At 46.6% G+C, this 13,699-nt stretch carries 9 protein-coding genes and 1 tRNA gene; 3 read left to right on the top strand and 7 right to left on the bottom strand.

The window, feature by feature from the left end; all coding sequences use genetic code 11:
- Nucleotides 1-66: 66 nt before the first annotated feature.
- Nucleotides 67-1,356 (bottom strand): FAD-binding oxidoreductase, encoded by a 1,290-nt coding sequence (locus tag N5E87_RS09485; RefSeq protein WP_279775275.1) that lies wholly within the window; start codon nucleotides 1,354-1,356, stop codon nucleotides 67-69.
- 280 nt (nucleotides 1,357-1,636) lie between these two features.
- Here N5E87_RS09485 and N5E87_RS09480 point away from each other — a divergent pair, with 280 nt between their 5' ends.
- Complete coding sequence (locus tag N5E87_RS09480; RefSeq protein WP_279775274.1) at nucleotides 1,637-2,278, top strand: DUF938 domain-containing protein; 642 nt, start codon at nucleotides 1,637-1,639, stop codon at nucleotides 2,276-2,278.
- Between the two features lie 183 nt (nucleotides 2,279-2,461).
- On the opposite strand, the gene N5E87_RS09475 is transcribed toward N5E87_RS09480, so the two are convergent.
- On the bottom strand, nucleotides 2,462-3,700 hold the full coding sequence (locus N5E87_RS09475; RefSeq protein ID WP_256657299.1) for an HNH endonuclease domain-containing protein: 1,239 nt from the start codon (nucleotides 3,698-3,700) through the stop codon (nucleotides 2,462-2,464).
- 179 nt (nucleotides 3,701-3,879) lie between these two features.
- Here N5E87_RS09475 and N5E87_RS09470 point away from each other — a divergent pair.
- Nucleotides 3,880-4,991, top strand: a protein-coding gene (locus N5E87_RS09470; protein ID WP_126512564.1) for an IS3 family transposase whose coding sequence is annotated in 2 segments (ribosomal slippage) — nucleotides 3,880-4,132 and nucleotides 4,132-4,991 — 1,113 coding nt in all. Because the reading frame shifts where the segments join, the coding sequence is not laid out codon by codon here.
- Here the strand turns inward: N5E87_RS09470 and N5E87_RS09465 are convergent.
- The 4 genes from N5E87_RS09465 to N5E87_RS09450 all read right to left on the bottom strand — a co-directional run bounded on the left by N5E87_RS09465 (nucleotide 4,972) and on the right by N5E87_RS09450 (nucleotide 9,684).
- On the bottom strand, nucleotides 4,972-6,381 hold the full coding sequence (locus N5E87_RS09465) for a DUF6538 domain-containing protein (protein ID WP_232015283.1): 1,410 nt from the start codon (nucleotides 6,379-6,381) through the stop codon (nucleotides 4,972-4,974). The two genes, N5E87_RS09470 and N5E87_RS09465, sit on opposite strands and share 20 nt — an antisense overlap.
- A gap of 130 nt (nucleotides 6,382-6,511) precedes the next feature.
- Nucleotides 6,512-6,599 (bottom strand) — tRNA-Ser (locus N5E87_RS09460).
- Between the two features lie 202 nt (nucleotides 6,600-6,801).
- Nucleotides 6,802-8,796: a methyl-accepting chemotaxis protein gene (locus N5E87_RS09455; protein ID WP_086904676.1), complete on the bottom strand. Its 1,995-nt coding sequence runs from the start codon at nucleotides 8,794-8,796 to the stop codon at nucleotides 6,802-6,804.
- A 255-nt stretch (nucleotides 8,797-9,051) separates the two neighbouring features.
- Nucleotides 9,052-9,684, bottom strand: coding sequence for a YchE family NAAT transporter (locus N5E87_RS09450; protein ID WP_011622460.1), 633 nt, complete (start codon nucleotides 9,682-9,684; stop codon nucleotides 9,052-9,054).
- A gap of 317 nt (nucleotides 9,685-10,001) precedes the next feature.
- Here N5E87_RS09450 and adhE point away from each other — a divergent pair, with 317 nt between their 5' ends.
- Nucleotides 10,002-12,602: a bifunctional acetaldehyde-CoA/alcohol dehydrogenase gene (gene adhE, locus N5E87_RS09445; protein WP_086904675.1), complete on the top strand. Its 2,601-nt coding sequence runs from the start codon at nucleotides 10,002-10,004 to the stop codon at nucleotides 12,600-12,602.
- A 493-nt stretch (nucleotides 12,603-13,095) separates the two neighbouring features.
- On the opposite strand, the gene N5E87_RS09440 is transcribed toward adhE, so the two are convergent.
- Entirely contained in the window at nucleotides 13,096-13,629 is a 534-nt protein-coding gene (locus N5E87_RS09440) for a cell division protein ZapC (protein WP_011622458.1), read from the bottom strand.
- Between the last annotated feature and the right edge of the window lie 70 nt (nucleotides 13,630-13,699).

The raw sequence follows: 13,699 nt of genomic DNA, 5'->3' as shown, positions 1-13,699 counted from the left end.
GACCGAGTCACAAATCACCATTTGGGTACTAATAACGCCGCTCGAGTTTGATGGGTTACTCGCTATTTAGCGCCAGTTCTCCCTCAGGGTGTAATACAACATCCCTAGGGCAAGGGCCTGATTACCAAACCATTCATTCAATGGGATCCGGATATGGCGCATCGCGGCGAAAAGATCGAATTCTCGCATTTGACCATCGATCGCCTGCCCCATGATCTCGGCCATAATATGGGATGTCGCGACGCCATGGCCCGAATATCCCTGGCAATAGAAGATATTCGGCGCTATCTTGCCCAATTGGGGAATACGATTAATCACGATCCCTGCCATGCCCGCCCAAGCAAATTCAATGTCGACGCCTTTTAATTGAGGGAAAGTGCGTTCAATCGCCGGACGCAGCTCGGCGGCAACGTTTTTAGGATCGCGGCCGCTGTAATTGGTACCACCACCAAACATCAAACGGTTATCGGCGGTTAAGCGGTAATAATCCAGCACGAAGCGGCAATCATACACAGCTAAATCCTGCGGATTGAGTTGCTTAGCCAGCTCTGGCGGCAATTTGGCCGTCGCGCAATTACCAAGGGAGGCGGGAAATAACATGCCCCGCAACTGAGGTCGGCCCAATTTGTGATAGGCATTACCGGCGATCAGCACACTGTTTGCCTTCACCCTACCCTTTGGCGTGACTACAGTTGCCAGCTCTCCTTGCTGAATATCCAGCACCTGCGAATGTTCAAAAATTTTAGCGCCTAAGGAGGCCGCAGCTCGCGCCTCACCAAGACATAAATTCACCGAATGCAGATGCATATTACGCCGATTGACCAACCCGCCGTGATACAAGGGCGAAGCTAAATAGGCGGGCATCTCCTGCGCAGGCACTAAGGTCATAAACTCACCCATGCCACGACGGTTGGCTTCATCGAACATTTGCTGTAACTCGCCCAGATGTGCGGGGCGATACGCCGTCTGGATATGGCCAAATTTTAAATCACAATCAATGCCGTACTTCGCCACTCTGTTTTTGATGATATCGTGGCCTCGCCAGCGCAGGTTCCACACATAATCCTCGGCCTCCAGACCAAGCTGACACCGCAATTGCTTGGTCATGGCGGCATCGCCGGATAGGCTTCCGGTCACTTGGCCACCATTGCGGCCTGTCGCGCCCCAGGCAATTTTATTGGCCTCAAGTAACGCCACTTGGTAACCCTTTTCGGCCAATTCCACCGCCGTCGCTACACCGGTAAACCCGCCACCGATAATGGCCACATCGACCCGAACATCGCCTTCAAGTTCTGGATAATCAGACTCTTGCTTGACGGTGGCATTGTAATAAGAGGCGCAGCGTGTGGTAGACATAGGGCTCCTTTGAACAGATTCAAGCTGTTTTTGTTTTATATTTTTTACATTTGTTCAGAATTTTTGAGTATATCGAAGCCAATATCTGGGTCAACAGAAGATTGTAGGAACGAAATGAAACTCAACCCGTGCGGCTATCCAGAAACGTGCTTATCAATAGAATTCACCGCCGTATTGGCTTAAGCTACAGACCATCATGACCGCGATGGCAGGCTGACACCGAGTTTGTGTAAGACAAACACTTTATCTGCCCCCCGCAAGGAAAAATTTAGGACATACCATGTTTCAGGACTCTCAAACGCCGCCTAGCTTGCTGCCCTTTTCTCAAGCCTGTGAAAATAACAAAGCGCCAATACTCGCCGTGTTACAAACCGCCTTTGCCAGCGCCAAACAGGTGCTGGAAATTGGCAGCGGCACAGGACAACATGCAGTTTATTTTGCAGAAAATCTGCCTCAGCTTTTCTGGCAAACCAGCGATCAAACCGATTATCTTGAGGGCATTAGCGCAAGATGTCGCCAACAAGGGCATCAAAAAGGTATCAACAACCTCGGCTTGCCCTTCGCACTCGATGTCAGCCAACCTTGGCCCATCAATGACACCCGCACCGACGCAGTGTTTAGCGCCAATACCTTGCATATTATGAGTCAAACCATGGTTGAAGCCTTCTTTGCTGGCTTGGGTCAATACTTGCCACAACTCAATACCATCTGCATTTACGGCCCTTTTAACTACCAAGGCGAGTTTACCAGCGACAGTAATAGTCAATTCGATCAGTATTTAAAACAAAGAGATAGTGAGAGTGGTATTCGGGACATAGAATGGATTATTCAGCTCGCCCAAGCGCAAGCCTTCACATTGGTTGCTGATACCGCCATGCCCGCCAATAATCGGCTACTGCATTTTTCAAAACAGGAAAAATAATACTGCCATGGTGATATGTAACGTAAAGCCAGAACCTTGAAAGACTTCATCGCCAGCATAACTCTGCAGATGCGAACCTATAATTCGCATCACTTAGAATGGAAAACTGATTTACATAAAGTTGAGTTTCGAGAATGTCAAACTTTGGTGTGTTATTAAACCTGAAAAGACTATTAGGCCGTATCACCATTCTTTTAATTGTTGAAGTGACTTTATTCGATCTCGCTGAAAAAGCATCGCTTCAAATACATCACTGAATTGATCTGTATTAACACCTAACCCTGGCAGCGCAAAACTTGCCTGCGTAAAAAATACATTTTTGTTTTCGCTCCAAGCAATCTCCCACCAATCAAGGATCCAATCCTTAGATTGCTGCATTCTCAATTTTGTCGGAAGACGATCACTTTTATTAGCATTAATGGAGTGCTTAGTCGGAAGTAGATTCCAAAGATCGTTATTAGGCCATCGCGCGAATGGAAAAGCATGGTCAATCGCAAATTCACTATGGTCCAACAGAGCACCACTCCAACAACAATTCAGATCCGCAACTTGTTGCAGTTCTTGTACTCTGTCTCTGATCTGCTGCGTATTACGCTGAGCATCTTCCCACTTCAGTGCAGCATAAAAATCGACCTGACTATAAGCATGCTGTTTATTAAGTTCGTATCCAGCCATAACTGAACACCACTCGTTGATTAGTGCTGGTTCAATCCAAATACTGTACTGGGTTAACGAATCCCAAATTCGTTTGGGTACTTTAAAAATACCAAATGACTTCAGATAATTGAAATCTATTGATAGATAGCTTTTCGGGGATCTATTCGGCAGTATTTCAACTTCAAATACAGCCTTATCAGTACCTGGCAAGGTAATATATTTTGCCGGCATATTTTTGATAGTGGAGCTAATATCTTTTAGTGTGTGATGCACCGCATCGATTAATGAAGTCTCGACAAACGCAGCACCTAAATAAAAATCGTTGTTAGCAAAGCTAGCCAAACTCCCCCAGCCATTCGGTTTTATAAATCCAAGCCCTTTATTGACATTGCTACTTTGCTGCATCGGTTTAGGGCCATCCACTAGCGGTTTATATAATTTGAGCCAGTATAACGCCACGAGTCCTAATGGTAGTAAAACAGAGTCTTCATGTTGTTCGATGACAGCTCCAGCATGCCCTTCAGCAATTCGTAATAATGCCCTCAGTAAAGCCAACTTATAGGTGGATGACTTACTATCATTTACCACGATATTTCTGATCAGTGGAAATGCGCCAGTGCCGTCATCAGGTAAGGTACATATAACTGTTTCCCAAACAACTTCGGATCTTCCAAGCTGATCAGCTTGAGATGCTCTACCTATCTCAAACTGTAAGCCGAATTGGCTTGCTAATTCAGCCACTTCTGACGAACTCACATCAAACATCAGCCTGTCATCAGGACTAGCGCCATGTCGTAACGAGATCACCATCTTCCCATTAGGTTTGAGCAATGAACTCAATTTACGAAAAGCGCGTTGGCGGAGAGATGGCGGGGTAATCATCCCGTAAATTAACTGGCGTCAAAAGTAGAATTTTCTCATAACATAAACGCAGGAGATTCTGCATGAAAACATCAAAATTTAGCGACAGCCAAATTCTGGCTATTTTAAAACAAGCCGAAGCGGGTGCGCCGGTTCCACAGCTGTGTCGTGAGCACGGCATCAGTTCGGCCACGTTCTACAAGTGGCGAGCAAAATTTGGCGGTATGGATGCCTCCATGATGGCACGGTTAAAAGAGCTGGAAACAGAAAATGCCCGGCTCAAAAAAATGTATGCCGAGGAGCGGCTCAAAGCCGAAATACTCAAAGAGGCTATCGAAAAAAAGTGGTAAAGCCGTCGTGCCGACGGGAGTTAGCGCAAAAGGCGGTGCGGGAGAAATCCATTTCGGTCAAATTGGCCTGTGCGGTGTTTCGTATCAGCGAAACCTGCTACCGCTATCAGACCAAACTGAATGACGAGAACGCAGAAATTGCGGACTGGCTGCTGCGCTTAACCACGACTTACCGGAATTGGGGCTTTGGCATGTGCTTCTACTACCTGCGCAATGTAAAACGTTGTGGCTGGAACCATAAGCGTGTGCTGCGCATTTACCGCGAGCTGGAGCTGAATTTAAGGATAAAACCCAAGAAACGGCTGACACGTGAAAAGCCTGAGCCTTTGGCGGTGCCACAGATGAAGAACCAGTGCTGGTCGATGGATTTTATGCATGACCAACTGGAAGATGGCCGCAGTTTCCGGCTGCTCAATATCATTGATGACTTTAACCGGGAAGGCTTGGCGATAGAGGTCGACTTCTCGCTGCCAGCTGAGCGTGTTGTCCGCACGCTTAATCACGTGATTGAATGGCGTGGCAAGCCCAAGGAAATCAGAAGCGACAATGGTCCTGAGTACATTGGCTCTGTCCTCAAAAGCTGGGCAGAAGCCAACGATGTGACACTGAAGTTTATTCAGCCAGGCAATCCACAGCAAAATGCCTATGTGGAGCGCTACAACCGTACAGTTCGCTACGAGTGGCTAAACCAATATTTATTCAGCAGTATTGCCGAGGTTCAGGAGTATGCGACAGAATGGCTGTGGTTTTACAACAATGAACGACCAAACAAAGCCTTGGGTGGGATACCACCCAAGTTTAAAGATAACTTAATAACTCAGACTTCTACTTCTGGCGTCCATTAAAAATGGGATGATTACCGAAATACCATTGCTCGCTATTATCGCTATCTTGTTTGATATCTTTCACGTAAAGCTGAGCAATCTCCTCTGCCCTTGCTCCTGTATAGGCCAGAATAACAGGCAACCAATAGGGAGCTTCACCGTACCTTGCCTTTTGAGCATTGGTACGTTGCCTAAACAGTGGTAGGGAGAAAATCTTTGTCAGTTCGGCATTTGAATAGCCCGGATCTCTAATCACCCTCACCGTTTCTTTGCCGGGCGATACTTGATGGCAAGGATTCTTCGGCAAGATGTCCAACTTGACTGCCTGTTGGAAATACCCCGAAATCAGCTTGAGTTCCTTGTCAGCAGTATTGATGCTCACACGAGCCAAGCCATGTTTATCTGCGATATCAATTTGCTTCTTGAAGGATAATGCTCGTATCTCTTGGCTCGGTTTACTCGGGCAGCGAATAATCCAATTGAAGAAATTACGCATGTCTAGCTTTTGGATTTGACCAATAGGCTTATCGGCAAAAAACTCTATCAGTCGCTCACAAGGGCGATTGCGGTCACCTTGCCATGATCTAAAGGCAACCTCTGAGCTCACAGTCTTCTTCTGATTATTCACCCAGTCAATCAGTTGTGAAACACTAGAAGATGCAGATAACTCACCTTCACTTTGTTTACTTGGAGTTGAACTGCTGGTGGATATAACGACAAAACCTAAATCCTTAAGCTGCTGTAATGCATCACCACTCGGTTCTGTAGGTTCGATCTTCGTATCAGGTAGATTTGGCTCAAAGCCTCGATTTATATCCCGCCGAGCGAGTTCTTCATGGTCGATTGCAGAATTACAGAGCCTGATACAAGCTTTTGCTAATTGGGTAGCTAGATACAGTCTTACAGAATGTTCATAGAGTTGACATTGTGAAAGTTCAAGAGCTTCATCAATAAATGCACTCATGTACCGCACAAAGAGTTGTTCTTCTGCCTGTTGACGGCTTGTGTCTCTTGCAGCATAGAGCACTACTAGCGGCTCACTAAACCACTCCGTCATCGCTTCGAGTCCATCGGGAGTCTCGAGCAGATATCTTGCTTGAATGTCAGCCAACCTCAGCCGCCCATGCTCACGAGCCATCCAGTAGCTGACAATAGTATCTAACTGAGCAGGCGTTATTTTCAGCTCGTTCTCTTGATTATCATAACGTGACTGAGCCAGAGCAATAATAGACTCGAACTCCGCGATCACTTCAGCAGCCTTTGTTTTGGCTTCATAGGCATCTTGAGTTTTTAGGCTTCGTTTTAGCTCTACTTTGCCATCAAGAAAGGGGCGTAAATGCTGAGGAATGCCCTTGCGGATTTTCCAGATTCGTGACTTTGGATCGCGGTATGGTTGAGTCATAAATGCCATCGTTTTGTACCACCCTTTTGTACCACCTTAAGGTGCCAAAGGTTGGTAAGCCATTGGATTTAGCAACTATAATTCATAGGTTTATGATAGAAAAGAAAAAACCCGACCATGTGATCGGGTTCTTAGAATGTGGCGGTGAGAGAGGGAGTCGAACCCTCGATACGTTTCCGTATACACACTTTCCAGGCGTGCTCCTTCGGCCACTCGGACATCTCACCAGATTGTTGTGATTCGTTTTACGTGTTAATCATCCACGCCGCATAACGCTATAAGCTCTATTCGTAAGCTTTCGTCGTTAACGGAGCGGTACTGTACGCAAAAGCCTGTGGGTGGTCAAGTAAAAAAGAGTTGATTTCAGGCGGTTGCGCAATTGCTAAACAAACCGCCTGATAAATTGAGATTTATGTCCGACTTTCGCCATTAATTGACGTTGAACTTGTTCACTTCCTTGGACATTAGCGCCGCATCGTAGGTCAGTGCCTTGGTCAATTCCCGTAATTCATCCGAAATCCTCTGGGTATTGAGATAAATTTCACTGATCTTCAATGCATTGCGATTCACATCCTCAGACACGGCAGACTGTTCATGGGTTGCCGTGGCAATTTGCTCATTCATGCGGTCGATAATATCCACTTGCTCGACGATACGTTTAAGCTCAATCCCCGCCTGCTCGGCTTCGTGCACGCTGTTATTGGCCTGCGCGAGTCCGCGCTCCATGGCTTTAACGGCGATGCTGGCGCCCGATTTCAGTCTATCCGTCATGTTCTTAATATCCGAGGTCGAGGTTTGTGAGCGCTGGGCGAGACTTCTCACTTCATCGGCCACTACGGCAAAGCCCCGTCCCATCTCGCCTGCCCTTGCAGCTTCAATCGCCGCATTAAGTGCAAGTAGATTCGTTTGTTCGGCAATGCCGCTTATCACATCGAGCACCACCACAATACCGTGGATTTCACGGTCGAGTTCATTAATGGCTTTAGAGGCGCCATTAATATCATCGGCTAACGCCTTAATGGCGGCGCTGGTACGACCCACTTCGATATTACCCGCTTTCGCCTCATGGTTCGCTGCGGTGGAGGCTTCCGATGCATTTACGGCGTTACTGGCGATTTCTGCCACTGTCGCACTCATCTCAGTCATTGCCGAGGCCACTTGTTCGGCCTCACTGTGCCCTGCCATCACATCTTGCTCCATTGCATGGGTGCACACATCCATTTGCTCTACCGCTTGCTGTAGCTTGCTGGCGCTTGCTCGTACTTGTAGGATCACGCTCTCGAAATCATTCATCATGTCGTTGAATGCAATAGCCAATTCCCCAAATTCATCCGAGCTGTTTTGGGTTAAACGCACGCTGAGATCATAATGTTTTCGAGCCTTTGTCACCGTCGAATACACATGGTGCACACTGTCATGTAGATAACGGATAACCGACAGACTCAACAGCAGCACTAACACTAACACCACGGTTAATGTCACGAGCACGAAGAACATATGCTCGTTGGCGGTATAGAGTCGGTCTGTGGTGGTCTTAACCAGATCGGTGGAAACTTCTTGCTCAAAATCCCGTAAACGGTCGATACGTGCCGTGGATTTCGCAAACCAATCCTCTGGGTTTTGTTGCTGAATTTTTTGATTGTCTTGGTCGATTGCTATTTGTCTTACTGCCTCAACTTCTCTGACTTCGTTACCATTTTGCAGCTGACGAATACCCTCTACGAGATTGGGCGTGGCAAGTGCCAAGAAGCGCTCCAGATAAGTATTTTGCTCTGAGACTAAGGTAATAAACTTGGCATACACCTTAGGTTTGAAGCCTGCTTGACCGAAGGTTGAACTCAGTACAGCACGCTCAATCCCCGCCCGTTCCTTCATTTGTAGATAGGCACTGAATGCCGCAGCCTTAATGGCAATTTCTTGGTTAGCGCCCGCCTTTGCCGTTTCATCGACTATGGCTAATAACTGTTTATTGAGATCGGTGTAATAGGCCACTTCATCGGCCACACTGATGGATAAACTGTCGATTTGCGAACGGATCCCCGAAAGGCGACCAAGCTGCGTGTTGATCTCCCGTAGTTTAGGCGCAAACACTTCGGGTAACGCATTGTTTGAAATGAAATCTTGGAATTGTTTTAACTGGGTATCAGTCAGTTGTCTTTGACTTGGGATTTTGCCTGCAAAGGCTTTACCCGCTGAGCCAATAAAGCCTGCGCTCATGCCACGCTCTTTTTGTAGCTCATGCACCAGATTACTGTTGGTGACCGCCAATTCACTCAATTGGACGATAAGCTTAAGCTCTTGGCGATACTCATATTTTTCAATGAGAAACAAAGCACCATATAAAAAACATGCAAATAAGGGCGGCAATACAACCATGAGTAATTTTTGTTTCAAGCTGAGGTTGCCAATCCATTGCCATTTCATAGTGATTTCCTTATTAAAGCGAGGTTAAGAGATAAGACAAAATAGGTATAGCATAGGATTTACGCGAGAACGACCATTTTTACCTAATTTAGCCATTACTAAACACCTAAAAAACAGATGCTTGCATAAGCTTTTTCGGCGGTACCCCATCTTCTACAGATAATAAACTGTGTGAGAAATAGAGATTGAAAAAGTATCAATTGCAGATACACAACCAAAACAAGGGAGGACATACTCCTCCCCCGATAAGGTCAATTAGCTAAAGAGTTGTGGGAACAGCCCTTTAATACCAGCGGCAATCACCTCAATCCCGATCGACAGCATTAATAGCCCCATCAAACGGGTAATAACGTTAATCCCTGTTTTACCAAGAATTTTGTAGATGATTGACGCCATTCTGAACAGGGCGAAACTCACCAAGCCAAAAATGATCACAGTGATAAACATCGCCACAAAATTGGAGAAGGAATTATGCTCTGCGGCAAACACGATGACCGAGCTAATCGCACCAGGGCCTGCCATTAACGGCAAGGCTAACGGCACCACCGCCACGGACTCCATCGCCGAAGATTCGCGGTCTTCCTCTTGGTTGCGTTTTACTTCGCCCAATTTCCCCTGCAGCATCGACATCGCAATAATCGCGATCAAGGTACCGCCAGCGATCCTAAAGGCCGAGAGTGAAATACTGAACATATTCAAAATATGTTGTCCCGCCACTATGGTCACCAGCAGGATCACCACCACCGCAAAGTTAGCCACTTTACCCGTATGGTTACGCTCGGCTTCGGTTTGATGGCTGGTTAGGCTCACAAACACTGGCAACAAACCAATGGGGTTGATAATGGCAACCAGACCAAGAAAAAATTTAACGTAAAGTGTTAACTCCAAGTTGCAGTCCTTATTGAGCGTGTCACGCCAATTTCATCAAACTAACCGTAAGGGCAAGTATAGTAGCTTAACCGCAGATGACTGAAAAATGAGATTTTTGAGGTTAAATCACAAGTTTGAGTAATAACTGCTGGCAATCCTCGGTGGATTTTAAGCCAAAGAGGGTAAAACAGATCATAGTTACTGTATTTTTATTACATAAGAGCGCCAAACTGATTGGACGATCACACTTTCACTGCGGCTTTAGGTGTAATTTTTCACCATAAAGAAGATTTAGCGAATCGCGCATTCCCTAAATCTTTTTAGGAGTCTTAATCATGACAGTAACTAATGCTCAAGAACTGGATCTCATGGTCGAGCGCGTCGCCAGAGCGCAAGCCGAATATGCCAGTTTTAGCCAAGCACAAGTCGATGCGATTTTCCGCGCCGCCGCACTGGCCGCCGCCGATGCGCGCATATCGCTTGCGAAAATGGCCGCCGCCGAAACCCGAATGGGAGTGATTGAAGACAAAGTGATTAAAAACCACTTTGCCTCCGAGTACATTTACAACAAATACAAAGATGAAAAGACCTGCGGAATTTTATCCGAGGACCCCACCTTCGGCACTATCACTATCGCCGAGCCCGTGGGCATTATCTGTGGGATTGTCCCCACCACAAATCCCACCTCTACCGCCATCTTCAAAGCATTAATCAGTCTTAAAACCCGTAATGCGATTATTTTCTCCCCTCACCCAAGGGCGAAAGTCTCGACCACCACAGCGGCGAAATTGGTACTAGATGCTGCTATTGCCGCCGGTGCGCCCAAGGACATTATCGGTTGGATTGATGAGCCCAGTGTGGCACTTTCCAATCAATTGATGACCCATGCTAAAGTGAACCTTATCCTCGCCACAGGTGGCCCAGGCATGGTGAAAGCCGCCTACTCCTCAGGCAAACCCGCAATTGGTGTCGGCGCAGGTAACACGCCGATTGTTATTGATGAAACCGCCGATATAAAACGTGCGGTCAGCTCGATTCTGATGTCTAAAACCTTCGATAACGGCGTTGTCTGTGCCTCAGAGCAAGCGGTGATTGTGGTCGATAGCATCTACGAGCAAGTTAAAGAGCGCTTCGCGACTCATGGTGGTTATCTCTTAAATGCCGCGCAAACCGCAGCAATGCAGCAAGTCATCCTTAAAAATGGCGGCTTAAATGCCGATATCGTCGGCCAAAGCGCCGCGACCATAGCGCAAATGGCGGGCATTGATGTCCCCCACACTACTAAGGTACTAATTGGTGAGGTCACCGATATCACTGAGGCCGAAGCCTTTGCCCACGAAAAACTATCCCCATTGCTTGGCATGTACCGCGCCGCCGATTTCAGTGATGCCGTCGATAAAGCAGAAGCCTTAGTTGCCTTAGGCGGGATTGGCCACACATCAGGCTTATATACTGACCAAGACACCCAAACCGAGCGGGTGAAAACCTTTGGTTTTAGAATGAAAACCGCGCGTATTTTAATCAACACCCCAGCCTCGCAAGGCGGCATTGGCGATCTGTACAACTTTAAACTCGCTCCCTCGCTCACCTTAGGTTGTGGTTCTTGGGGCGGAAACTCGATTTCCGAAAACGTCGGCCCAAGTCATTTAATCAATAAAAAAACCGTCGCTAAGAGGGCTGAAAACATGCTGTGGCACAAGCTTCCTTCGTCTATCTACTTTCGCCGCGGCAGTTTACCCATTGCGCTTGAAGAATTGAGCGATAAAAAACGCGCCCTCGTAGTGACCGACAGATTCCTCTTTAACCAAGGTTATTGCGACGAAACCTTAAAGATTTTAAAAGCACAGGGCCTTGAAACCGAAGTCTTTTACGAGGTGGAAGCCGACCCCACACTGGCCACCGTACGCCTAGGTGCCAAAGTCGCCAATAGCTTTAAGCCCGATGTGATTATTGCCTTAGGCGGTGGCTCACCCATGGATGCGGCCAAGATTATTTGGGTCATGTACGAGCATCCCGATGTCGACTTTGCCGATTTAGCATTGCGTTTTATGGATATCCGTAAACGTATCTATAAATTCCCTAAAATGGGCGTCAAAGCCACTATGGTGGCAATCCCCACCACATCTGGCACAGGCTCTGAGGTCACACCTTTTGCCGTAGTCACCGATGAACAAACCGGTAAAAAATACCCCATCGCCGACTATCAACTCACCCCTAACATGGCGATTGTTGACCCGAATCTGGTGATGGATATGCCTAAATCCTTAACCGCTTTCGGCGGGATCGATGCGATCACCCACGCGCTCGAAGCCTATGTCAGCGTGATGGCGAATGAGTACAGCGATGGTCAAGCCCTGCAGGCACTCGACCTACTGTGCAAATATCTGCCCGATGCTTATGAGCTTGGCGCTGCATCCCCCATCGCCCGTGAAAAAGTGCACAATGGCGCAACTATAGCCGGTATCGCCTTTGCCAACGCCTTCCTTGGGATCTGTCACTCAATGGCCCATAAACTGGGCGCCGAGTTTCACTTAGCCCATGGACTGGCCAATGCGCTACTCATCAGTAACGTGATCCGTTTTAATGCGACCGACTTACCCACTAAGCAAGCCGCATTCAGCCAATACGACAGACCCAAAGCCCTGTGTCGTTACGCCGCGATTGCCGATCATTTAGCCTTAGGTGGAAGTTCAGATGCGGAAAAAGTCGAGAAATTGCTGGAAAAAATCGAGCAACTCAAGAAGACGCTGGGCATTCCAGCATCTATCCAAGAAGCGGGAGTTAACGAAGCCGACTTCCTCGCCAAACTAGACGAGCTCGCCGAGGATGCCTTCGATGACCAATGTACTGGCGCCAACCCTCGCTATCCTCTGATTAGTGAGCTAAAACAGCTACTGCTCGACAGCTACTATGGCCGCCCTTTCACCGAGCAATAGTGCATTAAATAGTCACTGAAATTGACTGGGCTTTGTTTCCTTAGTGATATAGGTAAACAAAGCCCATTATTCACTAAAGTACCGACAAAGAAATTTGAAGATATATTCAACTGGCCGACTTATCTTAAGTTTACCAATCGAATGAATCACCAGTCCCCAAGCTTATTGTCTATCCTCAACCCTATAGTTTATTAAGACTATTTCTAAGATAAATAGAGAGTGAACCTAGAGCGCTTATGGCTATATTTACCCCTATTTCTTGCGTTCAAAAAGTCGGGACAAAGAGTATCACTAAAGTCTACGATTTGGATTAACGAGGAAGTATAACGCTGTAGATATTCTAAATTGACCTTTCAGTAAATCATGTCGATTTATAGGGTAAATGAATAGTGTCAGATAAGCGGAAAACCGTGCGGAAATAATCAAAATACCAAGCTATGTTGCCAATAGCTCGAAATAAATAATGACGGCCAAGATTTGGCTAGACCGTCATTTAGGCTGCGACAACATGGCGCTGTACCCTTAATGGATGCAAGCGATTATGCATCACCTTAATGGTTTCAAATTGCGTCATGGTTTTAGCGCCTGATAACACACATTCTGGCGATAATAACATCACCAACGCGGATTGTAGGGTGTTTTCGATGACTAAGACTAATGCGCGTTGTTTTTGGCATTTAAGCTCAAAGACTTTACCCACATCGCTAAATACGCACACATCGCTGCAATCAAAAAACCATGATTTTGGCATTTGTGGTGTCAGCATAAAATGCGCGGCTGTCGCATTTAGAGCAATTTGCACTATGGCGGCATCGGTAAGGGATAAGGTTTTCGGCAACTTGTCGAGCAAGCTCATATAGAATTTGGCGTGCGCAATATTAAATTCCATGCTTGATAAGGCATCAGGAATTAATGATTTTGCTTTATAAGCCGTCAGAAATTCTATCTCGGAACCTAACGAAACGCCTAATACACCATACGAATCGTTATATTTCCAGTGCCAATCCTTTTGTGGCAATAATAACATAACGTTTACCTACTATTTGAACACTGGCACATCATAGTAGATATTTTATTCAATATCAAAATAAAAATAT

The sequence above is a fragment of the Shewanella sp. GD03713 genome, from assembly GCF_029843705.1.
Lineage (GTDB): Bacteria > Pseudomonadota > Gammaproteobacteria > Enterobacterales > Shewanellaceae > Shewanella.
Note: the sequence above shows the minus strand (reverse complement) of the source record. Positions and strands in the feature narration are given on the sequence as shown.

Excerpts from the sequence above, each read along its gene's own strand:
- adhE (WP_086904675.1), top strand. The coding sequence starts at position 10,002 with ATGACAGTAACTAATGCTCAAGAACTGGATCTCATGGTCGAGCGCGTC.
- N5E87_RS09455 (WP_086904676.1), bottom strand. The coding sequence starts at position 8,796 with ATGAAATGGCAATGGATTGGCAACCTCAGCTTGAAACAAAAATTACTC.
- N5E87_RS09485 (WP_279775275.1), bottom strand. The coding sequence starts at position 1,356 with ATGTCTACCACACGCTGCGCCTCTTATTACAATGCCACCGTCAAGCAA.
- N5E87_RS09475 (WP_256657299.1), bottom strand. The coding sequence starts at position 3,700 with ATGTTTGATGTGAGTTCGTCAGAAGTGGCTGAATTAGCAAGCCAATTC.
- N5E87_RS09480 (WP_279775274.1), top strand. The coding sequence starts at position 1,637 with ATGTTTCAGGACTCTCAAACGCCGCCTAGCTTGCTGCCCTTTTCTCAA.
- N5E87_RS09465 (WP_232015283.1), bottom strand. The coding sequence starts at position 6,381 with ATGGCATTTATGACTCAACCATACCGCGATCCAAAGTCACGAATCTGG.
- N5E87_RS09440 (WP_011622458.1), bottom strand. The coding sequence starts at position 13,629 with ATGTTATTATTGCCACAAAAGGATTGGCACTGGAAATATAACGATTCG.